Source organism: Verrucosispora sp. WMMA2044 (genome assembly GCF_027497155.1).
Lineage (GTDB): Bacteria > Actinomycetota > Actinomycetes > Mycobacteriales > Micromonosporaceae > Micromonospora > Micromonospora palythoicola.
The window spans coordinates 1,768,558-1,791,306 of the sequence record NZ_CP114913.1; the positions used below are offsets into that span (position 1 = coordinate 1,768,558).

The following is a 22,749-nucleotide window of genomic DNA, read 5'->3' on the forward strand; positions in this document are numbered from 1 at the left end:
AAGAGCGATGACCAACGACAACAATGCCGATGTCCTGGAATACCTCCGTCGGACGTCCATCGAGCTGATGGAGACGCGCAAGCGGTTGCGTGAGTTGACCGAGGCCGCCAGCGAGCCGATCGCGGTGGTCGGCCTGGCCTGCCGGTTCCCGGGCGGCGCGGTGTCTCCGGAGGCGTTGTGGGACCTTGTCGAGTCGGGCGCGGACGTCATGTCCGACTTCCCCACCGACCGGAACTGGGACCTCGACGAGCTGTACGACCCGACCGCCGGCCGACCCGGCACCTGCTACACCCGTACCGGCGGCTTCCTGAGCGACGCCGGAGACTTCGACGCCGAGTTCTTCGGCATCAACCCCCGGGAGGCGCTGGCCGCCGACCCGCAGCAGCGGCTCCTGCTCGAGGTGTCGTGGGAGTCGCTGGAACGTGCCGGCATCGACCCGCACTCGTTGCGTGGCAGCCGCACCGGCGTGTTCGCGGGCCTGGCCTACTTCGGATACGGAAACCACTTCGTCACCCCCGAGGTCATCTCGGGGTACGCGCAGACCGGATCGCTGGCGAGCGTGGCGTCGGGCCGGGTGTCGTACGTGCTGGGCCTGGAGGGCCCGGCGGTGTCGACCGACACGGCCTGCTCCTCGTCGCTGGTCACGGTGCACCAGGCGGTGCGTTCGCTGCGCCAGGGCGAGTGCGACCTCGCCCTGGCCGGCGGCGTGACGGTCACCGCGACGCCGCAGGTGTTCCGGGAATTTGCCCGGCAGCGGGGTTTGTCGGTCGATGGGCGGTGTAAGGCGTTTGCGGATGCGGCGGATGGTACGGGTTTTTCGGAGGGTGCTGGGGTTTTGGTTTTGGAGCGGTTGTCGGATGCGCGGCGTCATGGTCGTCGGGTGTGGGCGGTGATTCGTGGTTCGGCGGTTAATCAGGATGGTGCGTCGAATGGTTTGACGGCGCCGAATGGGTTGGCGCAGCAGCGGGTGATTCGTGCGGCGTTGGTGGATGCGGGTTTGCGTGCTGGTGATGTGGATGTGGTGGAGGCGCATGGGACTGGTACGCGGTTGGGGGATCCGATTGAGGCGCAGGCGTTGTTGGCGACGTATGGGCAGGGTCGGGATTCTGGTGTGCCGGTGTGGTTGGGGTCGTTGAAGTCGAATATTGGTCATACGCAGGCTGCGGCGGGTGTGGCTGGTGTGATCAAGATGGTGATGGCGTTGCGGTGTGGGGTGTTGCCGCGGACGTTGCATGTGGATCGGCCGTCGTCGCATGTGGATTGGTCGGCGGGTGCGGTGGAGTTGTTGACGCAGGCGCGGCCGTGGGTTGGTGGTGCGGGTCGGGTGCGGCGGGCGGGTGTGTCGGCGTTCGGCGCCAGTGGGACGAATGCGCATGTGATTGTGGAGGAGGCGCCGGCGCTGGAGGAGTCGGTGGCTGGTGGTGGGGTGCCGGTTGTCGGTGGTGTGGTGCCGTGGGTGGTGTCGGGGCGTTCGGAGTCGGCGTTGCGGGCGCAGGCGGTCCGGTTGCGGGATTTTGTGGTGGGTGCGCCGGGTGTGGATGTGGCGGATGTGGCGCATTCGTTGTTGTCGACGCGGTCGTTGTTCGAGCATCGGGCGGTGGTCCTCGGCCACACCCGCGACGAACTGATCGGCGCCCTGGACTCGTTGGCGGACGGTGCGGAGACCGCAGAAGTCGTGCGTGGCGTCGCCACCGAACTCGGCGGCACGGCCTTCATGTTCCCCGGCCAGGGAGCGCGCTGGAGCGCAGTGGCGCGGCAGTGGTACGACGCCTTCCCCGACTTCGCGCGGAGCCTGGACGAGATCTGCGCACGCTTCGACGCGCTCCTCCCGTTCGCCCTCAAGCCCATCCTGCTCGCCGAGCAGCCCGCGGACCACAACCGGACGGACATCGCCCAGCCGGCCCTGTTCGCCCTGCAGGTCAGCCTGTACCAGCTCATCACCCGCTACGGTCCGCGACCGAACTACCTGATCGGTCACTCCGTCGGCGAGATCGCCGCCGCGCACGTCTCCGGGGTGCTCAACCTCGACGACGCCACCAGACTGGTGGCCGCGCGGGGGCGGATCATGCAGACGGTCCGCGAACGCGGCGCCATGCTGGCGGTACGCGCCGACGAGGACACCGTGGGCGAACTGCTCGACCGGTACGACCGCGTCGCCATCGCCGCGGTGAACGGCCCGGACTCGGTGGTGGCCTCGGGCACCCGTGACGACGTGCACGACCTGCGGGACCGGCTCCTCGCCCGCGGCGTGTCGGCGAAGCTGCTCGACGTCGACCACGCGTTCCACTCCCCGCTGATGGACCCGGTCCTGGACGAGGTCGCCGACGCGATCGGCGAGCTGGCGCCGGGCACGATGACGGTGGCGATCGTGTCGACCCGGCTCGGCCGGGAAGCGACCCTGGCCGAGCTGACCTCCGTCGAACACTGGGTGAACCACGTGCGCGAACCGGTCCGCTTCTACGCCGCCGTGGAGCAGGCCCGCGCCGCCGGCGTCGACGTGTTCTTCGAGGTGGGGCCGGGCTCGACGCTCGCGAGCATCACCAAGGACGCCTTCGCCACCGCGAACGTGGACGACGCGCTGGTGGTGTCGTCGGCGCGGCGCGGTCGCGAGGCCGCGGCGGGACTGGCCGACGCGTTGGCGCGGCTGCATGTCCGGGGCGGCGTCGTGGGCTGGGCCGACCTGCTCGGTACGCGCCAGTGGGTCGACCTGCCGACGTACGCGTTCCAGCGTCGACGCTACTGGCTGGACTTCCGGGCCGGGACGACGGCGGACGTGGCGACCGCCGGCCTGGCGGCGCCGGACCATCCGCTGCTCGGTGCCGCCGTCGACCATCCCGACACCGGCGAGGTGATGTTCAGCGACCGGTGGTCGGTGCGGACCCACCAGTGGCTGGTCGACCACACGGTGTACGGCCAGGTGGTCGTGCCGGCGACCGCGTACCTGGACCTGGCGCTGTGGGTCGGCGACCAGGTCGGCTGCGCCGCGGTCGAGGACCTCTCCCTGGAGGTCCCGTTGATCCTTCCGGACGCCGGTGACGTGCGGGTGCGGCTGGTCGCCGGTGCACCGGACGAGACCGGACGTCGTTGCCTGACCGTCTACTCGTGCTCCGGCGACGACCAGCCGGCAGCGGCGTGGACCCGCCACGCCGTCGGCCGGCTGGCTCCGGTGACCGCGCCGCCGCCCGCCCGGACCGTCACGCAGTGGCCACCGGCCGGCGCCCGACGGCTGGAGTTGCGGGATCTGTACGACTCCCTGGCGGACGCGGGATTCGACTACGGTCCGGCGTTCCGCGGGTTGGCCGAGGTGTGGCAGGACGGTGACGACCTGTTCGCCGCCGCCACGCTGCCCGAGGCCGCGACGACCTCGTCCGGTGGCGGGTTCGCGCTGCACCCGGCGCTGCTGGACACGGTGCTGCACGCCCTGGTGGCCGGCGGTGCCATCGAGGTACGGGGCGGGCAGGGCTGGATGCCGTTCGCCTGGTCCGGCGTACGGCTGGCCGGTGACTGCGGACCGTCGGTCCGGGTCCGGCTGTCCCCGGTCGGGGAAGGCGCCTTCTCGGTGACCGTCGCCGACGAGCGCGGCCGTGCGGTCGCGCACGTCGACGCGTTGACGTTCCGGCGGGTCAGTGCGGAGCAGGTGCGCTCGGCCGCCGGCAGTCCGGAGCAGTCGCTGTTCGAGCTGCGATGGCGGCAGGTCGAGGCGCCCGAACGGGCACCCCACCGCGGGCAGTGGGCGGTGCTGGGTGCCGAGGACGGCCTGGCGGGCCGCCTCGGTGGCGCGGACGAGGGCGGCGACGTCACTCGTTACGAGTCCGTCGACGCGGCGATCGAGGCCGGTCCGCCGCGACACCTTGTGATCGGGGTGGACGACCTGCTCGTCGGCGGCGACCCGTTGGCCGAGGTGAGCCACGCGACCACCGGCGTCCTCACGCTGGTCCAGCGATTCCTGACCGAGGAGCGGCTGGCCGCCACGACGCTCGTGGTGATCACCCGGTCGGCCGTGGACACCGGCGACGGGGTCGACAGCCTGCCCGGCGCGTCGGTGTGGGGCCTGATCCGGTCCGCCCAGACGGAGCATCCCGGACGGTTCCGGATCGTGGACGTCGAGGACGAACCGGCCGCACGCGCCTGCTTCCCGGCCGTGCTCGCCGCGGGCGACGAACAACTGGCGGTGCGTGGCGGCGCGTACCTCGTTCCCCGGATGGTGCCGGTCACGCCCGCGGAGCACCAGCTCGCACCGCCACCGGACGACGCCCACCGGCTCGGTATGTCCAGCGCCGGAACGCTGGAGAACCTGACCTGGATCCCGGGCCCGCAGGCGCAGGCCCCCCTGACCAGTGGGCAGGTACGGGTCGCGGTGCAGGCCGCCGGCCTCAACTTCCGGGACGTCACGATAGCCCTCGGGCTGGTGGAGCGAACCGCCTTCGACGCCGGGCTCGGCAGCGAGGGTGCCGGCGTCGTGCTCGAGGTGGCCGACGACGTGACCGGTCTCGCGCCGGGCGACCGGGTGCTGGGCATCTTCCCCGGCGCGTTCGCGCCGGTGGCCGTGGCGGACCACCGCCTGGTCACCGCCATCCCCGACGGGTGGAGCTTCGCCGAGGCGGCGTCGATGCCGAGCGCCTTCCTGACCGCCTACCACGCCCTGTTCCAGGTGACCACGCTCGCGGCCGGACAGCGCATCCTGATCCACGCCGGTGCCGGCGGCGTGGGTATGGCCGCCGTCCAGTTGGCCAAGCACGTCGGGGCCGAGGTCTACGCCACCGCCAGCCCCGGCAAGTGGCCCGCGCTGCGGGCCTTGGGAATCGACGACGAACACCTGGCCTCGTCACGCGACCTGGAGTTCGCCACGAAGTTCTCGGCCACCACGGACGGTCGCGGGCTCGATGTCGTGCTGAACTCCCTCGCCCACGACTTCGTGGACGCCTCCCTGCGGCTGCTGCCCCGGGGCGGCACCTTCATCGAGATGGGCAAGACGGACATCCGGGACCCGCAACGGGTGGCGGCCGAGCATCCGGGCGTCGACTACACGGCCTTCGACCTCTACGAGGCGGGTCCGGACGCGCTCCGGGACATGTTCGAGAAGGTCATGGAGCTGTTCGCCGACGGACGGGTCCGGCTGAACCCGGTCTCGGTGCGCGACGTCCGGGACGCGCGTCGGACGTTCCGGGAGATGAGCCAGGGCCGCCACGTCGGCAAGCTGGTCCTCGACGTGGGCGGCGGCCTGGGCGGCGGCACCGTGCTGGTCACCGGTGGGACCGGGGGAGTGGGCTCGCTCGTGGCCCGGCATCTCGTCGCCGAGCACGGCGTACGTAGTCTGCTGCTGGCGAGCCGTAGCGGCCCGGCGACGCCCGGGGTGCGTGAGCTGGTCGCGGACCTGGAAGGCACCGGCGCGTCGGTCCGGGTCGTGGCCTGCGATGTCGCCGACCGGCAGGCCGTGGCGGAGCTGCTGGCCGCCGTGCCCGGCCGGTACCCGCTGACGGCGATCGTGCACGCGGCGGGTGTGCTGGCGGACGGCACCATCGAGTCGCTCAACCGGGAGAGCCTCGACCGGGTGCTCCGGGCCAAGGTCGGCGGTGCGGTGAACCTGCACGAGCTGACCAGGGATCGCCCCCTGTCGGCGTTCATCCAGTTCTCCGCGCTCGCCGGCACGCTGGGTACCGCGGGACAGGCCAACTACGCCGCGGCGAACGCGTTCCTGGACGGGCTGGCGTCACGACGCCGAGCCGGCGGCCTCGTCGCCACCTCGCTGTGCTGGGGGTGGTGGGAGCAGAGCAGCGGCATGACCGAGAACCTGGACCAGGCCGACCTGTCCCGGCTGCGGCGGATGGGTGTCGGTCCGTTGCCCACGTCCCAGGCGTTGGCCCTCTTCGACGCGGCGTGCGCGCTGGACACGCCGGTGCTGATCCCGGCGCGACTGGACTCCGCGGCGCTGCGCGGCAGGCCCGCCGACGAACTGCCGCCGGTGCTGCGCGAGCTCGCCGACAGCGGTCGACCGGTACGCTCCGGCTCCCGCCGGGCCTCCGACGGTGGCTCCCGTGGGTTGCGCGACCGGCTGGCGACGCTGCACGGCGACGAGGCGCAGGCGGCCGTACGGGAGTGGGTCTGCGAACAGGTCGCGGTCGTGCTCGGCTATCCGGCCGGTGCGGTGGTCGACGCCGAGCAGCCGTTCACCGTTCTCGGGTTCGACTCGCTGACCTCGGTGGAGCTGTGCAACCGCCTGGCGTCCGCGACCGGGCTGCGCCTGCCCTCCACGCTCGTCTTCAGCTATCCGACGCCGGACGAGTTGGGGCGGCACCTCAACGACCTGCTGCGTCCGGAGCCGCTGCCCGACCCGGCCGAGGACGAGGTCGAGGTCGGCGACGAGGCGATCCGTGAGGCGCTGCGCACGGTCTCCATCGACCGGCTGCGTGGCCTGGGCATTCTCGAACAGATTCTGGCCTGCGCCCAACCGGTGCAACCGGACAGTCCGGTTCCGGCGGCCGGTGCCGAGCCGGACGAACTGGCGGAGCTGGACCTGGAGGCGCTGCTGGACCTGGCTCTCGACGGGAGGAACAACTGACATGAGCGACGCCAATGACGGTCCGGCCGTGAGCGCGGGCGGAGACCGGGTGCAACAGGCCCTGCGCGCCCTGCTGGCCGAGCGTGACCGGCTCCGCCAGGAGAACGACGCCCTGAAGGCCGGCCGCGGTGAGCCGATCGCCGTGGTGGCGATGGCCTGTCGCTACCCGGGCGGTGTCTCGTCACCGGAGGAACTGTGGGAGGTGATCCGCGCCGGCCGGGACGTCGTGTCGGATTTCCCCGCCGATCGTGGCTGGCGCGACATCTACCACCCCGACCCCGACACCAAAGGAAGCTCGTACGTGCGGCAGGGCGGGTTCCTCACCGACATGGCCGGGTTCGACGCCGACTTCTTCGGCATCTCCCCGCGCGAGGCCCTGGCCGTCGATCCGCAGCAACGGCTGCTGCTGGAAACCTCGTGGGAGGCGTTCGAGCGGGCGGGCATCGTGCCTGCCGAGGTACGTGGTGCCGAGGTCGGCGTTTTCACCGGGGTGAGCTCGTCGGAGTACGGGACACGACTCCTGGACGGCCCCAGCGAACTGGAGGGTTATCTGCTGCAGGGCAGCACCCTGAGCGTCGCCTCCGGCCGGGTGGCGTACGAGCTGGGGCTGACCGGGCCGGCGGTGTCGATCGACACGGCGTGTTCCTCGTCGCTGGTGGCCCTGCACCTGGCCGCGCAGTCGCTGCGGGCGGGGGAGTGCTCGCTCGCGCTGGCTGGCGGGGCGTTGGTGATGTCGACGCCCTCCATCTTCGTGGAGTTCTCCCGACAGCGCGGGCTGGCGCCCGACGGCCGGTGCAAGTCCTTCGCGGACGGCGCCGACGGGACGGGTTGGGCCGAGGGGGTGGGCGTGCTGCTCCTCGAACGCCTGTCCGACGCCCACCGCAACGGCCATCCGGTGCTGGCCGTGCTGCGCGGATCCGCGGTGAACCAGGACGGCGCCAGCAACGGGTTGACCGCCCCCAACGGTCGGGCCCAGGAGGAGGTCATCCGGCGGGCGTTGGTCAACGCCGGCGTGTCGGCGTCCGAGGTGGACCTGGTCGAGGCGCACGGCACCGGGACGGTGCTGGGCGACCCGATCGAGGCCGGGGCCCTGCTCGCGACCTACGGCCGGGACCGGGCGGCGGGCCGTCCGGTCTGGCTCGGCTCCCTGAAGTCCAACATCGGCCACGCCCAGGCCGCGGCCGGCGTCGCCGGGGTCATCAAGGCCGTGCTGGCGATGCGGCACCGGTATCTGCCGAAGACGCTGCACGTGGGCGCCCCCTCCGGGCACGTGGACTGGTCCTCCGGTGCCGTCCAGCTCCTGGTCGAGGGACGCGAGTGGGAACCGGCGGACGGTCCGCGGCGGGCCGCGGTGTCGTCGTTCGGGGTCAGCGGCACCAACGCCCACGTCATCCTGGAGGAGCCGGCGGCGGCCGAGGCGGACGACCACCGCCCGCGTTCCGCCGTGCCCGGTGGGCTGGTGCCGTGGGTGGTGTCGGGTAAGAGCGCCGCCGCCGTGGCGCAGCAGGCCGCCAGGATGCACGACTTCGTCGCCGGTGATCCCGCCGTCGAAGTCGCCGACGTCGCCTCCTCGTTGATCTCGCACCGCACCCGGTTCCCGCACCGTGCGGTCGTGCTCGGCCGCGATCGGGACGAACTGCTCCAGGGCCTGACTGCGGTGCGCGACGGTGCTGACTCTCCCTCGGTGGTGCGCGGGGTCGCCGGCAACCTCGGCGGGGCCGTCTTCCTGTTCCCCGGGCAGGGCTCGCAGTGGGTCGGCATGGGCCGGCAGTTGTACGACTCCTTCCCGGCCTTCGCCACCAGGTTCGACGAGTGCGCCGCGGCGCTGGCCGAGTGGGTCGACTGGTCCCTGCTGGATGTCATGCGGGGTGTGCCCGGGGCGCCGACGCTGGACCGGGTCGACGTGGTGCAACCGGTGCTCTTCTCGGTGATGGTGTCCATGGCCGCCTTGTGGCAGTCATGGGGGGTCGTGCCGGCCGCGGTCATCGGGCACAGCCAGGGCGAGATCGCCGCGGCCCATGTCTGCGGCGCCCTGTCCCTGCGGGACGCCACCCGGATCGTGGCACTGCGTAGCCAGGCACTTGTGGACCTGATCGGACACGGTGGCATGGGTTCGGTGGTGGCCGGCGTCGACGTCGTGGCGCAGCGCCTGGCCCCGTGGCAGGGTCGGGTGAGCATCGGCGTCGTCAACGGACCTCGCTCGGTGGTGGTGTCCGGCGAGCCGGAGGCGCTCGACGAGTTCATCGACGCGATGAAGGCCGACGACATCCAGGCGCGCAGAATCTCCGTCGACTACGCGTCGCATTCCCACCAGGTGGCCCGGGTACGCGACAAGGTGATCGGTGCGCTGGACGGCGTGGCACCGGTCACCGCCCCGGTGCCCCTCTATTCGACGCTGCACGGCACGCGTCTGGACACCGCCGAACTCGACCGGGATTACTGGTACGACAATCTGCGTGAAAGGGTGCTGTTCGATTCCGCCGTGCGACGCTCGACCGAGGACGGATTCCGCCTTTTCATCGAGATGAGTCCGCATCCGGTGCTGACCGTTCCGGTGCAGGAGATCGTCGAGGACCTCGACGACGCGCTGGTGCTGTCGTCGACCCGCCGGGATCGGGGGGAGGTGGCGGCCTTGCTCGGCTCGCTCGCCCACCTGCATGCCCGAGGCGGACCGGTGGACTGGAGCGCCCTGATCGGGGCGGGCCGCCGGGTGGATCTGCCGACCTACGCCTTCCAGCGGCAACGCTACTGGGTGGACTCCGTACGCCGCGAGGCCGCACCGGAGCTGCCGTCGACGGTGCCGCCGCCGGTCGACGAGCCGCAGGCGCCACTGTCCGACCAGATCTCCGCCCTGCCGGCGGAGGATGCGACGGCACTCGTCCTCGCGCACGTCCTCGACAAGGTCGCCGTCGTGCTGGGCCGCAGCTGCGGCACGAGCATCAACCCGGACCAGCAGTTCAAGGAGATCGGGTTCGACTCACTGCTCTCCATGGAGCTGAGTAAGCGTCTGACCACCTCCACGGGTGTCAAACTCCGGGCGAACCTGGTGCTGCGCCATCCGTCACCACGAATGGTCGCCGGGCACATCGTGTCCACCCTTGCGGCCGGCGACCCGCAGTAAGGCAAAAAAGGGGCTTTCCGGGCTCCGCCGCCGATGCATTGTCCCGCCAGCGGGACGAGGCGGGTAAGGGCGGCGAGCATGCCGCCTCCGCTTTCCAAATGGCTTGTAAAGCTGAATCACCTCACCGAATGTGGGAGGTGGTTGGCGAATTTCTTCGATTCCCGCGCTATTGCTGAGGGGTGATTCGTGTGCGCTCGTTCGATGCGTCGCCCGCACACAAGGGACTGTGGCTGGCGGACGGCATGGCGTCCGCCACGCTCAACCACGCGCTGACGATGTGGGACGTGGCGGGTGAGCTGGACGGGTCAGCCATCGCGGCCGCGTTCCGGCACGTCCTCGACGAGGCGGAGATCCTTCGGGTCACCTTCGTCGACGACGGCGACGGACTGAGGTTGGTACCGCGGGAACTGGACGACTGGCAGCCGTTCTTCCTGGACCTCGCGGACGCGGACGATCCCGAGCAGGCCGCGCGGGACGCCCTGGCCGAAATGATCAGCAAGCCGTTCGACGTGTCGCGCGACCTGCTGTTCCGGCTGGGCGTGGTCAAGCTCGCCGCGAACCGGTCGCTGCTGGTGATCGCCTACCACCACCTCGTCGCCGACGGCTACGGCGCCGGCGGCCTGCTGTCGCGGCGCCTGGCCGAGGTGTACACGGCACTGGTACGGGGGCAGGACATCCCGACGCTGCCGCACCGCTGGGACGTCGAGTCGTTCGCGGCGATCGCCACCGAGTACCTCGCCTCGGATCAGTCCACGGCGGACGCCGAGTTCTGGCGCGACTACCTGAAGGAAGCACCCCCGCCGGCGCAGGTTCCCCGGATCGTCGTCCCCGATGCGCGGCGACCCGCGCTCGAAACCCCGATGAGCAGCGCGGACAGCTGGGCCGAGGTGGCCGGCGCGATCGGCATGGCCAGCCGGACGCTGACCGTCGCACGAGCCGAGGCCGACGCGTGGGCCGCTGCCGCGGAGTCGATGGGCGTGTGGATGTCGTCCATGCTGACCACCGCCGCGGCGGCGTTCCTGCGGCACCGCTGTGACCTGCCCGAGTTCCTGCTCTCCCTGGCCGCCGGCAACCGGAGCGGACCGGCGGGCACGACTCCCGGGCTGGCCGTCAACGTGGTGCCGATGCGGATCCGCGTCCCGATGAGCGCGACCGTCGCCGAGCTGGCCGACGCGATCGTCGAGGAGACCTACGAGATCTCCGGGCACACACTGCGCCACTACTCCGACATCCAACGCGCGATCGCGGTGACTCCCAGCGAACGCGGAAGCTTCGGCGTGGTCATGAACGTCATCGAGTTCGTCGACCAGATCCACTTCGCCGACCACCCGGCACGCTACTCCGGAGCGACGACCGGGAGCTTCAACGAACTCTCGATCGGCGTGTACCGCGACGGAACCCCCGACAGTGACCTGTTCATCCGGCTGGACGCGGCCGCGAGCCTGTACTCGCGGGCGGAGCTGCGCCTGATCGGCGAGGACCTGATCGCGTTCATCCGGGCCGTGGTCGCCGCCGGCGCACAGCCGATCGGCGCGTTGGACGTGGCCGGCGACACCGAGCGGGACCGGCTGCGGACGGCACCGGAGGAGACGACGTCCTCGGCTCCGACGATTTCGGAGCTGTTTGCGCAACGGGTGGCGCGGGATCCCGACGCGGTCGCCCTCGTGACCGGCGACTCGTCGATCTCCTATCGGCAACTGGACGAGCGATCCGCCCGGCTGGCCGCGGCGCTGCGCGGCCGCGGCATCGGACCCGGGACGGTCGTGGCGGTGGCGATGTCCCGCTCGGCGGACCTGGTCGTCGCGCTCCTGGGCGTGGTCCGGGCGGGTGCCGCCTACCTGCCGGTCGACCCGGGCCTGCCGGGCGACCAGCTCCGCTCGCAGCTCGACATGTCCGACGCCGGCATGCTGCTCGTCGACGCCGCGCCGGCCGTCGACCCGACGGTGCCGGTGGTGATGTGCCACGACCTCGAGGCGGCGGCCACCGATGACGCCGAGCCGGCCCGGGCACATCCCGACGGCGCAGTCGCCGTGCTGTACGGCTGCGCCTCGGCCGACCCGGACACGGGCGTCGTGGTCACCCAGCGGAACCTGGCCCGCTTCGTCCTGGACCGACACTGGCCACGCGACAGCCGCGACACCGTGCTGTGGCACACGTCGCCCGCCTCCGACGCACTCGCGCTCGAACTGTGGATGCCCCTGCTCACCGGCGGCCGGGTCATCGTGGCCGAGCAGACCGAGATGGACGGCGACGGGCTCACCGCGATCCGGTCGGCACACGAGATCTCCGTCGTCTGGCTGGGCGCGCGGCTGTTCTCCGCCGTCGCCGCCGAACGCCCCGACGCCCTGGCGGGACTGCGCCAGGTGTGGATCCCGGCCGACCAGGTGACCGCGACCGCCATGCAGCGGGTCCGCGCGGCCTGTCCTGGGCTGTCGATCGTCAACGGTCATGGTCCGGTCGGCGCCACCGCCCTGGTCCGGGGGCGCGGCGAGGCGACCGACGAGCAGCGGCCCGCTGCCGCCGCCGGACTGACCGACGGCGTGGCACGCCACGTGCTGGGCCCCGGGCTGACGCCGGTGCCGGACGGCGTGGTCGGTGAGCTGTACGTCGCCGGCCCGGCCGTCGCGCGCGGATACGCCCGGCGCCCCGGGCACACCGCACAACGGTTCGTGGCCTGCCCGTTCGGGCCGCCGGGCGGGCGCATGTACCGCACCGGGGACCGAGCCCGGTGGGGTGCCGACGGCCGGTTGGAGTACGTGGGCCGGGCCGGTGGTCAGGCGAGCCTCGGCGGTGCCCAGGTCGACACCGGCCACATCGAGGAGGTGCTCGCCGAGCATCCTCGGCTCGCACAGTCGTTCGTGGACGTCGGTGCCGACCCCGCCGGCCAGCAGCGCCTGGTGGCGTACGTGGTTCCGGTACCCGCCCAAGACACGACGGCCGCCGGTGCCCTGGATTCCGGCACCGAAGCCTTCCACGAGGAGCTGAGCCGCTTCGTGGCCGGGCGGGTGCCCGAGTCCCTGGTGCCCTCGGCCTTCATGGTGCTGGACCGGCTGCCGGTCACGGCCGGCGGCCGGGTGGACCGGACCGGGCTACCGGTGCCCGAGTTCCGCGACAGTTCGTACCGTGCGCCGCGCAACCATACCGAGCAGGTCCTGGCGAAGCTCTTCGCCGACGTTCTCGAACTGGACCGGATCGGGATCGACGAGGACTTCTTCGACCTCGGGGGCAACTCGCTGCGGGCGATCAGACTCGTCGGACTGATCCGCGCGGAGCTGCACCTGGAAGTTTCCATCCGCACGTTGTTCGCCGCGCGCACCGTCGCCGGCCTGTCTCAGCGTTGGGAGAACCTCAACAAGTCGAGCAGGCCCGCGCTGCGCCGGCGGACGAAAGGCGGAGCAATCGTCTGAGCGGGCAGCTGCTCGCTCAGCCGGATCACATCCCAGCGACATCGACATGGCGATGGCGCGAAAGTATAGGAGGACGTGGATGCCAATGAGGATTTCTTCGACAACAGCGGCCCTCACCGGCGTGGCGCTCGTTGCCGCGGCGGTGCTGAGCCCGGCCGTCGCCCAGGCCACCGGGTCGTTCGGCTCCTCAGCTCAGCGGGTGGCGCCGACCTCCGCGCTCCAGCCGCTGAAGAAGCTGACCGGTAAGTGGACCTGCACCGGGGCGACGACTCTGCCGGACGGCAGCCAGTTGGCGTTCGACACCCAGTCCACCGCCAAGTTCATCCTCGACGGGAACTTCATGCGGTGGCAGGAGACGAACACCATCGACGGCACGCCGATCGCCTCGGCCGAATACATCTGGGGCTGGGACGCCCAGCAGGGCCTCTTCACGGCGGACCGCTTCGACAACTCCGGTCAGCGTGGCGCGCAGACGACCCCCGGATGGGTCGACAACACGCTCACCTCGACCGGCGTGCTGATCCAGCCGGACGGCACCTCGCTGCCGCTGACCACCACGATCACCAAGACCGCCAGGGACGCCTTCACCGTGCAGGCGACGATCAGCCTGGGGGCGGAGCCGGGCGCAGCCAGCGTGGTGTCCGCATCGTCCTGCGTCCGGTGACGGGCGTGTCGTCACCACTCGACGGTTCCTACCAGGTACCGGGTTTCGCTCACTGACCCGGGGATCCCCGGCGGGCGAACGCTCGCCGGGGATCCCGCAGAGCCACTATTCCCGGCCGACATACGAACAGCGCGTCGTGCGGCCATGCCAGCGGGAGAGTATTCATGACGAATCGTGAACATGAGATCTACGACGTGGTCGGCATCGGGTTCGGACCGTCCAACCTGTCGCTTTCCATCGCCCTGGAGGAGCGCGCACGGGACGAGCCGGAACGTGCGCTCAGCAACCACTTCTTCGAGCGTCAGCCGCGATTCGGCTGGCACCGCGACATGTTGCTGCCCTCGGCGACCATGCAGATCTCCTTCCTCAAGGACCTGGTGACCTTCCGCAATCCGACGTCGAGCTTCAGCTTCATCTCCTTCCTGCACGCGGCGGGACGGCTCTCGCAGTTCGTCAACAACCAGGACTTCTTCCCGACCCGCCAGGAGTTCCACCAGTACCTCGAGTGGGCGCAGTCCCGGGTGGCCGGCCGCGTCTCGTACGGCTCCGCGGTGACCTCGCTCCGCCTGGCACCGGTCGACCCGACGGCGCGACCGGACCGGCTGCGGCTGACCGTCGCGGACGTCACCGGTCAGGTCAGCCGCGTGGTCGAGGCCCGCAACGTAGTGATCTCGACGGGTCTGGTGCCGAAGATGCTCGACGGGGTCACAAGTGACGAGCGGGTCTGGCACAGTTCGGAGTTCCTGCAGAAGTTCCGCCGCATGGACCCGCGCGAGCTGCGGCGGGTCGCGGTGGTCGGGGCCGGCCAGAGCGCCGCCGAGATCACCAGATTCCTGTACGACGAACTTCCGCACGCCCAAGTTTCGGCGATCATCCCGTCGTACGGCTACTCCATCGCCGACGCCACGCCGTTCGCCAACCAGATCTTCGATCCCCGGGCCGTCGACCACTACTACTTCGGCTCCGACCAGACGCGCGAGGCGTTCTGGCGGTACCACCGCAACACCAACTACGCGGTGGTCGACGACGAGGTGATCCGGGATCTCTACCGCAGGGCGTACGACGACGAGGTACGCGGCGTCGACCGGCTCCACTTCCTCAACCTGACCAGGGTGGACGCGGTGAAGCGCTCCGGCGCCGAGACCCGCGTTCTTCTCCGGGGCGGCCCCGGCGGCGAGAAGGACGAGCTCGACGTGGACGCCCTCGTCTGCGCGACCGGCTACGACTCGATGGAGCCCACGGGGCTGCTCTGTGCGCTCGACGAGCACTGTCTGCGTGACGAGGCTGGCCGGCTCCGGATGGAACGTGACTACCGCATCGTCACCACTCCGGACCTGCCCTGCGGCATCTACCTGCAGGGCGGCACCGAGCACACCCACGGCCTCAGTTCCTCGCTGCTGTCGAACATCGCCGTACGCAGCGGCGAGATCGTCGACTCGATCCTCGCCCGGAGTTCCGGACGAAACGACAAGCGCTCCATGTACGCCAGGGCCGCGGGCGGAGTCCGTTAGTCGTCGCGTGCGGCTCGGCGACCTGGAGAGGAGACGGTGTGATGAGAACCCTGACGAAGGACCGGTGGATCCGTCGCTTCCACGACGGCGAGGGGTGTGAGACGAAGCTCGTCTGTTTTCCCCACGCCGGCGGCTGGGCGAGCGCGTACCGCACCTGGCCGGCGAGCCTGCCGAAGGACATCGGCGTGCTCGGCATCCGGTACCCGGGCCGGGAGGACCGCCTCACCGAGCCGTTCCCGTCCAGTATCGAGGCCCTGGCGGACGACGTGACCGACGTGCTCGACGGGCTGGCCGGGCAGCGGCTCGTGCTGTTCGGGCACAGCATGGGCGCGTCGGTGGCGCACGAGGTGGCCGTGCGCCTGCACCGGCGAGGTCGTCCCCCGGCCGCGCTGTGCGTGTCGGCCCGGCTTCCTCCCGCGGCGCTGGTGGACCAGCCACGGCTCAGATACACCGATGACGAGATCATCGCCGAGATCGTCCGCCACGACGCGAGCCGTACCGAGGTCTTCGCCGACCTGGAACTGCGGGAGTTCGCGTTGCCCGCCATCCGCGCGGACCTGGAGCTGGTGAACGACTACCGCGGCGGGCATCGGCCGCTGCTCGACTGCCCGGTGTTCGGGTACCTGGGCGAGCAGGACACCGCGATCAGCCCGGAGACGATGCGGAGGTGGGCGGACGTCACGCGCGGACCCTTCCGGCTCCGGCTGTTTCCCGGTGGGCATTTCTATCTCAGGGACGAGGAGCGCAGGCTGCTGACCGACATGGCGCGGATCTGGGCGCCGTGATGGCGATCCGCGATGACGGCGGCGGCCGCAGAGCACTTACCGAGCGCTGGTCGCGCACGACGGTGAGCAGTTACGGCACGCCGGGTCTGGCGCTGGTCAAGGGCAGTGGCGCGGTGGTGACCGACGACGCGGGTCGGGAGTACCTAGACCTGATGGGCGGCGCCGCGACGAACGTGCTGGGGCATGCCCACCCGGCCGTCGTGAACGCGGTGTCCAGGCAGGCCGCGACGCTCGGCCACGTATCCAGCCGGGACGTGGCCGAGCCGACCGTGCTGCTCGGCGAACTGCTGCTGGCCCTGACCGGGCCGGGGCGGGTGGTGTTCACCGACTCGGGCGCCGAGGCGAACGAGACGGCGTTCCAGGTGGCGCGCCTCACCGGACGGTCCGAGGTGGTCGCGACGATCGGAGCCTTCCACGGCCGGACCATGGGGACGCTCGCGTTCAACGGTCAGCCGGGCAGGGCGCATCCGTTCCGAACGCTGCCGGACGTCGTCACCCATGTCCCGTTCGGTGATGTCGAGGCATTGCGCGGCGCGGTCAGTGACGCCACGGCGATGGTGATCCTGGAGGCGATTCAGGGCGAGAACGGCGTGCTGGTGCCGCCGCCGGGCTACCTCGCGGCGGCCCGCACGATCTGTACGGCGACCGGGGCGTTGCTGGTGCTGGACGAGGTACACACCGCCCTCGGGCGCACCGGGTACTGGTTCCACCACCAGAGCGAGGGGATCGCGCCGGACTTCGTCACCCTGGCCCAGGGCCTCGGTGGCGGCCTGCCGCTCGGGGCCTGCCTGGCGTTCGGGACGGCGGCGGACCTGCTGGCCACCGGTGCCCACGGGACCACGGTCGGTGGCAGCCCGCTCAGTTGCGCGGCGGGGCTGGCGGTGATCCGCACCATCGCCGGCATGGGCCTGCTCGACCACGTCAAGCGGGTCGGCGACCGGCTGCGCGCCGGCATCGAGGCGGTCGCGCACCCGCTGATCGCCGGGGTGCGTGGCGCCGGGCTGCTGCTCGGCATCGCGCTCACCGAACCGGTCGCCGTGCCGGTGACCGACTGGCTGCGGGCGGCCGGCTTCCTGGTCGACGCCGTTCAACCCGCCGTGATCCGGCTCGCGCCGCCCCTGGTGCTCACCGCGGCTCAGGCCGACGCCTTCGTCGACGCGCTCGCGCGGGCACTTGTCGCCGACCCGGGGCCGAGACCTCCGGCGCGGTTGCTGGTGCCGGAGGCGGCCTGAGCGGCACGACTCTTCTCGGCCGGACACCACCGCCCGGGCGGCGTACGCCGACGGTGGTGTCCGCGTACGCCGCCCGGGCGGGGGAGTGGAAAGCAGGGTGGTGGTGCGGGTGGCTCGGCTCGTCACCGCCGGGTCGGCCGTGGCCGGCGACCCCTACAGGCTGCGGGCGGCGATGTCACCGTAGGCGGTGGTCGCGTGGATGTTCAGGCCGGCGGCGGCACCGTCGGTGTTGCGCAGCTCGTTGCGGACGCGGCCGTACGTGGTGCCGGCGTCCAGGGTGGCCGAGCTGTCGCGGGCGGCGCCGATCGTGATGTTGCCCTGTTCGGTGCGCAGCGTGACGGTGCCGGCGACGGCCTCGGCGACGGTCAGGTCGCCCCGCTGGGTGCTGATTTGCCCGGGACCGCCGAGACGGCCGACGGTGATGTCGCCCGACTGCAGGGTCAGGCGGGCCTGCGCGGTCTCGTCGAGCTTCACCACGCCCTCCGCACCGTCGAAGGTGACGTCGCCGAGGCGGCCGACGCCACGGAACTCGACGCTGGCGGCCTCCGCCTCGACCCGTGAACCGGCGGGCAGCTGCACCGTGACCTCGACGGATCCGGACGAACCGAGGATCCGCCGCGCCGGCTCCGCCGCCTGGACGCGCAGGACATTGTCGTCGAAGGTGACCACGACGCGCTCGGCCGCGGTCACGTCGCGGGACTTGCCGGCGTCGGTGGGCAGGATCTCCACGGTCGTGTCGGTGCGGTCGGCGGCAATGATCTGGATGCGTCCCGCGGGGATGTCGAGCACGGCCGAGATTGCGGCGGGGGTGTCGAACCTCTGCATCATGGCTCCTCCTGAATGATGTTTCCGATGTAGGAAACACTACGTTGCTTTCAATAGGGTGGCAACAACTCCGTTGCAAAAGCTAGATAAACCAGCAGCTCAAGATGGCTATTTCGTTGCAATGGCATGGCATTCAATGCAACGCTGCGGGCGGGACCGTTGCAATAGAAGGCAGGTGAACGCTATGCTCGGGGCCGGTGCGGAGCACGGAAGGAGGCCATGATGCCGGGAGGTAGGCTCACTCAACCCGAGCGCCAGCAGATCGCCCTCGGGTTGGCCGACGGCCTCGCCTACGCGGCGATCGCCCGGCGTCTCAACCGGCCGACCTCGACGATCACTCGCGAGGTGATGCGCAACGGCGGCCCCACCGCCTACCGCGCCGACCTCGCTCACCACGCCACCGAGCGACGCGTCCGGCGCCGCCGAAAGGCCACCCCCGGGCGTGCCGACACACCACCACGGGCGCACGGTCGTGACGCCCAGGCCGTGCAGGAGTACGAGGAGACCTTCGCCACGGTCTTCATGCAGTCGGGACTGCCCCGGATGACGGCCCGGACGCTGGCCTGCCTCTACACGACCGACACCGGCAGCCTCAGCGCCTCGGAGCTGGTCGGGCGTCTGCGGGTGAGTCCGGCGTCGGTCTCCAAGGCGGTCGCCTTTCTCGACAGCCAGGGCCTGGTCCGCCGGGAACGTGACGAACGACGTCGGGAACGCTACGTCGTCGACGACGACGTGCTGTACGAGTCGGTGATGGCCAGCGCCCGAGCCACCGCCCACCTCGGCGAGATCGCCCGGCAGGGTGTGGGTGTCCTCGGCCGTGGCACACCGGCCGCCACCCGGCTGGAGAACATCGCCCGCTTCGTCGACTTCGTCTCGGAGAGCATCGCCCGGGCCGCGGGTCAGGCCCGCGAAATCCTGCACACGAAACTCGAGACCACCCGGGGCGACGCTTCCTGAGCGTCGTGGTGCCCGGCCCACCCGGCGTCGGACGGTCCGTGCCCGACCCACCCGGCGCATACCTGTGGCTTCAGCGGGGAGCGGTCGGCACCGCGACGAGCCGGCGCTCGATCTCGGACACGACCGCGTCCCGGTGGGTGGCCACGAAGAAGTGACGGCCCGGGAAGGTCAGACACTCGAAGCTACCGAGGGTGTGCCCCTGCCAGGCGGCCGCTTCGGCGGCGCTGACCACCGGGTCGTCGCGGCCGGTGAGCACGGTGATCGGGCAGTGCAGCGGCGGCCCGGCCGTGACCGGATAGGTCTCCACGGCGCGGTAGTCGGTACGCAGCGCGGGCAGCGCCATGGCGCGCACGTCGGGATCGTTGAGCGCCTCGGCGACGCCGGCGTCGCCGTCGAGTTCCTGCACGTGGGCGACCAGCCGGTTGTCGCTGAGCCGATGGACCGCCTCCGGCCGGCTCGTCGACGGGGCCCGCCGGCCGGAGGCGAACAGGTGTGTCGGCTGGTGGCCGGCCTGTTCCAGCAGCCGCGCGGTCTCGTAACCCACGAGCGCGCCCATGCTGTGGCCGAACAACGCGACCGGTCGCGGGCCGAAGACGGCCACCTGCTCGGCCACCGCCGCGGCGAGCGCCGCCAAGTTGTCGACCTGCGGCTCGTCGTGACGGTCCTGGCGGCCCGGGTACTGCACGGCCACCACGTCGACCGAGCGGGACAGGGCTGCCGAGAACGGGTAGAAGAAGTTGGCCGAGCCACCGGCGTGGGCCAGACAGACCAGGGTGACGGCGGCTTCCGGCCCGCGGTGGTACCGCCGGATCCAGCGCGGATCGGGACCGTTCATGCCGCGCACCCGGCCGGCGGCCGGAACCGGTTGATCGCCGTCAGATGCCGCTCCCGCAGTTCGGGGTCCTCGACGCCGCCGCCCTCGGCGGCTGCCAGGCAGAGCACGCCGACCTTGCCCTGGTGCCGGTTGCGGTGCAGGTCGTCGACGGCCTGTCCGACGTCGTCGAGGGGGTAGGTGACGGACAGCGTCGGATGGATGCGGCCCCGCACGACGAGCCGGTTGGCCTGCCATGCCTCGCGGTAGTTGGCGAAGTGCGTCCCGACGATCCGCTTGAGACTCATCCACAGATGGCGGTTGTCGAACTGGTGCTCGTACCCGCTGGTGGAGGCACAGGTCACCACTGTGCCGCCACGGCGGGCGACATAGACGGACGCGCCGAACGTCTCGCGCCCGGGGTGCTCGAAGACGATGTCGGGATCCTCTCCTCCGGTCAGCTCGCGGATGCGCTGGCCGAACCGGCGCCACTCGCGCGGGTCCTGGGTGGTGTCGTCGCGCCAGAATCGGTAGGCCTCGGCCTCCCGGTCGATGACCGCCTCGGCACCCATGCGCCGACACACCTCAGCCTTCTCGGAGCTGGAGACCACGCATATCGGAGTGGCACCCCCGCACAGCGCGTACTGCACGGCGAACGAGCCCAGCCCGCCGGCAGCACCCCAGATCAGCACGTTGTCGCCGAGGCGCATGCCCGCGCCGTGCGGTGACACCAACTGCCGATAGACGGTGGAGTTGACCAGCCCGGGCGACGCGGCCTCTTCCCAGGTCAAGTGGGTCGCCTTCGGCATGAGTTGGTTCGCCTTCACCAGCGCCAGGTCGGCGAGCCCACCGAAGTTCGTCTCGTACCCCCAGATGCGCTGCTCCGGGTCCAGCATGCTGTCGTCGTGGCCGTCCGGGTGCTGTAGCTGTACCGACAGGCAGTGCGCGACCACACGATCACCCGGGCGCCAACGCTGCACCCCGGGCCCGGTGCGCAGGACGATGCCGGCGAGGTCGGAGCCGATCACGTGGTACGGCTGGGCGTGCCGGGCGGCGAGATCGCCGGTGCGGGCGTAACGGCGCAGGAAGCTGAAGGTGGGCACCGGTGCGAACAGCGCGCTCCACACGGTGTTGTAGTTGACCGCGCTCGCCATCACGGCGATCAGCGCCTCACCGGGCCCTGGCTCCGGGGTCGGCACGTCGCGCACGTGCAACGCCTTGGCCGGTTCGCGCTCGGCGATCGGAATGTCGTCGAACATGTGCTGGTCATCCTCGAGCAGCACGGCCCCTCGGTAGTACTCCGGTACCGGTATGGCGGCCACCGCGGCGGCGTCGGGCGCGGCCACGACCGCCGCGGCGAAGTTCGGGTTCATCGGACACCTCCTGCTGCGGCGTTGCCGGCCATCGCCGTCTGCCGTGGCCGGGTTCGGGGTATCTCACTCAGGAAGCCGGTGCCGGTCTTGCGACCCAGTCGTCCGGCGGCGACCAGCGCGGACAGGACCGGCGCTGGGGCGAAGCAGGGCTCGCCGAACTCGTCGTGGAGCCGGCGCAGAATGGCCAACGACACGTCGAGTCCGATGGTGTCGAGCAGCGCGAACGGGCCCATCGGGTAGCCGAACTCGGCGCGGATGGTGGCGTCGAACTCCTCGGCCTGCACCTCACCGCGCTCCAGCGCGCTGATGGCGCGGTTGAGGTAGCCGAACAGCAGGTAGTTGACGATGAATCCGCACCGGTCGGCACTGTGCACGGAGACCTTGCCCAGGCGCCGCACCAGGGCGTGCGCCGTGGCCACCGTCCGCGCCGAGGTGGTCGCGGTAGCGGCGATCTCGACCAGCCGCATCGCCGGTGCCGGGTTGAAGAAGTGCAGACCGAGCACGTCGGCGGGGCGGCCGGCGGCGGCCGCGCACGCGGCGACGGACAGGCTCGAGGTGGTGGTGGCGAGCACCGTGTCGGTCGGGCAGGCGGCGGCCAGCGCGGCGAACACCCGCCGCTTGGTGTCGGCGTCCTCAGCCACCGCCTCGACGACGACGTCGCAACCGGCGAGGGTGGCCTGGTCGGCCGAGGTGGTCAGGCACTCTTCGGCGGTCATCCGGGTCGGCTCGTCGAGGCGGCCGCGCGACACCGCGGCGGTGAGCGAGCGGCCGATCTGCGCGCGAGCCAGGGCGGCCCGCTCGTCGGTCCGGGCCACCACCGTGGTGTGCAGGCCGGCGACGGCGCCGACCTGCGCGATGCCGCGTGCCATGGTGCCCGACCCGACGACGCCGAGTCGGCGCAGTGGACGCGGCTCACCCGACAGACCGGCATCCCGCGGGGCGCCGGTCTGGCCGGTGTCCGGTCGGTCGTACTCGTAGAAGCCGCGGCCGACGCGGCGGCCCAGCCGACCGTCGCACGCCATCCGGATGAGGATCGCCGCAGGCCGGACTCCGGCGTCGTCGAGCATGGCGATGGCGACGTCGATGCCGAGGTCGTCGAGGTGAGCGAGGGGACCCTGCGGCAGGCCGCAGCCGAGGCGCATGGCGGTGTCGACGTCGTCGCGGGTCACATGCCCCTCGCCGTGGTGAGCGGCGGCACGATTGAGATACTCCACCACGAGAGCTGTCGCCGTTTGATCCTGCATGCCCGCTACGCTAAGAGCGGGTCTGATGCCGGTGGCACCCCTTTTCTCCGCCTGACGAAAAATCCGGGGCTGCTAAGGGTTTGGCGGTGTCCATTCGGGTCGACTACCGCGAATCACCGAGCGGCACTGCGGCCCGTCACTACGCCCACACCGTGTGTCGTTGCACAATCGATTGAACGGACAGTCCTGATAGGACGAATGCTTCGGTAATCGGGTAGCGGCGGCCATGGATGCGTTCGTAATCTCTCAATGTGACACAC

At 71.1% G+C, this 22,749-nt stretch carries 12 protein-coding genes; 8 read left to right on the plus strand and 4 right to left on the minus strand.

The annotated features are described in order from the left end of the window. The first annotated feature begins 7 nt into the window (after window positions 1-7). From O3597_RS07980 to O3597_RS08010, 7 genes are all read left to right on the plus strand, one after another. The gene (locus O3597_RS07980) at window positions 8-6,559 is read left to right on the plus strand and encodes a type I polyketide synthase (RefSeq protein WP_281603687.1); all 6,552 of its coding nucleotides are present in this window, start codon (window positions 8-10) and stop codon (window positions 6,557-6,559) included. A 1-nt stretch (window position 6,560) separates the two neighbouring features. Continuing rightward, window positions 6,561-9,680, plus strand: coding sequence for a beta-ketoacyl synthase N-terminal-like domain-containing protein (locus O3597_RS07985; protein WP_281603688.1), 3,120 nt, complete (start codon window positions 6,561-6,563; stop codon window positions 9,678-9,680). A gap of 188 nt (window positions 9,681-9,868) precedes the next feature. Beyond that, entirely contained in the window at window positions 9,869-13,087 is a 3,219-nt protein-coding gene (locus tag O3597_RS07990; protein ID WP_281603689.1) for an AMP-binding protein, read from the plus strand. A 79-nt stretch (window positions 13,088-13,166) separates the two neighbouring features. Next, complete coding sequence (locus O3597_RS07995) at window positions 13,167-13,751, plus strand: DUF1579 family protein (RefSeq protein ID WP_164449068.1); 585 nt, start codon at window positions 13,167-13,169, stop codon at window positions 13,749-13,751. A gap of 164 nt (window positions 13,752-13,915) precedes the next feature. Continuing rightward, on the plus strand, window positions 13,916-15,262 hold the full coding sequence (locus tag O3597_RS08000; protein WP_164449067.1) for a SidA/IucD/PvdA family monooxygenase: 1,347 nt from the start codon (window positions 13,916-13,918) through the stop codon (window positions 15,260-15,262). A 41-nt stretch (window positions 15,263-15,303) separates the two neighbouring features. Then, window positions 15,304-16,047 (plus strand): alpha/beta fold hydrolase, encoded by a 744-nt coding sequence (locus tag O3597_RS08005; protein ID WP_164449066.1) that lies wholly within the window; start codon window positions 15,304-15,306, stop codon window positions 16,045-16,047. Continuing rightward, window positions 16,047-17,279, plus strand: a complete 1,233-nt coding sequence (locus O3597_RS08010; protein WP_281603690.1) for an acetylornithine transaminase — start codon at window positions 16,047-16,049, stop codon at window positions 17,277-17,279. Before O3597_RS08005 ends, O3597_RS08010 begins: the two co-directional genes overlap by 1 nt. Before the next feature lie 153 nt (window positions 17,280-17,432). On the opposite strand, the gene O3597_RS08015 is transcribed toward O3597_RS08010, so the two are convergent. Then, entirely contained in the window at window positions 17,433-18,107 is a 675-nt protein-coding gene (locus O3597_RS08015) for a DUF4097 family beta strand repeat-containing protein (protein WP_348650336.1), read from the minus strand. A 219-nt stretch (window positions 18,108-18,326) separates the two neighbouring features. On the opposite strand from O3597_RS08015, the gene O3597_RS08020 reads away from it, so the two are divergent. Beyond that, window positions 18,327-19,061, plus strand: a complete 735-nt coding sequence (locus tag O3597_RS08020; protein WP_164449063.1) for a helix-turn-helix domain-containing protein — start codon at window positions 18,327-18,329, stop codon at window positions 19,059-19,061. Window positions 19,062-19,131: 70 nt separating this feature from the next. On the opposite strand, the gene O3597_RS08025 is transcribed toward O3597_RS08020, so the two are convergent. Genes O3597_RS08025 through O3597_RS08035 form a run of 3 tightly spaced genes read right to left on the minus strand, consistent with a single transcriptional unit; the run spans window position 19,132 to window position 22,489 of the window. Continuing rightward, window positions 19,132-19,896, minus strand: a complete 765-nt coding sequence (locus O3597_RS08025) for an alpha/beta fold hydrolase (protein WP_164449062.1) — start codon at window positions 19,894-19,896, stop codon at window positions 19,132-19,134. After that, window positions 19,893-21,245, minus strand: coding sequence for a crotonyl-CoA carboxylase/reductase (gene ccrA, locus O3597_RS08030; RefSeq protein ID WP_164449061.1), 1,353 nt, complete (start codon window positions 21,243-21,245; stop codon window positions 19,893-19,895). Before ccrA ends, O3597_RS08025 begins: the two co-directional genes overlap by 4 nt. Next, window positions 21,242-22,489: a 3-hydroxyacyl-CoA dehydrogenase NAD-binding domain-containing protein gene (locus O3597_RS08035; RefSeq protein WP_281603691.1), complete on the minus strand. Its 1,248-nt coding sequence runs from the start codon at window positions 22,487-22,489 to the stop codon at window positions 21,242-21,244. The genes ccrA and O3597_RS08035 overlap by 4 nt, the downstream gene beginning before the upstream one ends. Between the last annotated feature and the right edge of the window lie 260 nt (window positions 22,490-22,749).

Bases quoted from the DNA above. Each gene is read 5' to 3' on its own strand.
- O3597_RS08025 (WP_164449062.1), bottom strand. From the start codon at position 19,896: ATGAACGGTCCCGATCCGCGCTGGATCCGGCGGTACCACCGCGGGCCG.
- O3597_RS08000 (WP_164449067.1), top strand. From the start codon at position 13,916: ATGACGAATCGTGAACATGAGATCTACGACGTGGTCGGCATCGGGTTC.
- ccrA (WP_164449061.1), bottom strand. From the start codon at position 21,245: ATGAACCCGAACTTCGCCGCGGCGGTCGTGGCCGCGCCCGACGCCGCC.
- O3597_RS08020 (WP_164449063.1), top strand. From the start codon at position 18,327: ATGCCGGGAGGTAGGCTCACTCAACCCGAGCGCCAGCAGATCGCCCTC.
- O3597_RS08035 (WP_281603691.1), bottom strand. From the start codon at position 22,489: ATGCAGGATCAAACGGCGACAGCTCTCGTGGTGGAGTATCTCAATCGT.
- O3597_RS08010 (WP_281603690.1), top strand. From the start codon at position 16,047: ATGGCGATCCGCGATGACGGCGGCGGCCGCAGAGCACTTACCGAGCGC.
- O3597_RS07985 (WP_281603688.1), top strand. From the start codon at position 6,561: ATGAGCGACGCCAATGACGGTCCGGCCGTGAGCGCGGGCGGAGACCGG.
- O3597_RS07980 (WP_281603687.1), top strand. From the start codon at position 8: ATGACCAACGACAACAATGCCGATGTCCTGGAATACCTCCGTCGGACG.
- O3597_RS07995 (WP_164449068.1), top strand. From the start codon at position 13,167: ATGCCAATGAGGATTTCTTCGACAACAGCGGCCCTCACCGGCGTGGCG.
- O3597_RS08015 (WP_348650336.1), bottom strand. From the start codon at position 18,107: ATGATGCAGAGGTTCGACACCCCCGCCGCAATCTCGGCCGTGCTCGAC.
- O3597_RS08005 (WP_164449066.1), top strand. From the start codon at position 15,304: ATGAGAACCCTGACGAAGGACCGGTGGATCCGTCGCTTCCACGACGGC.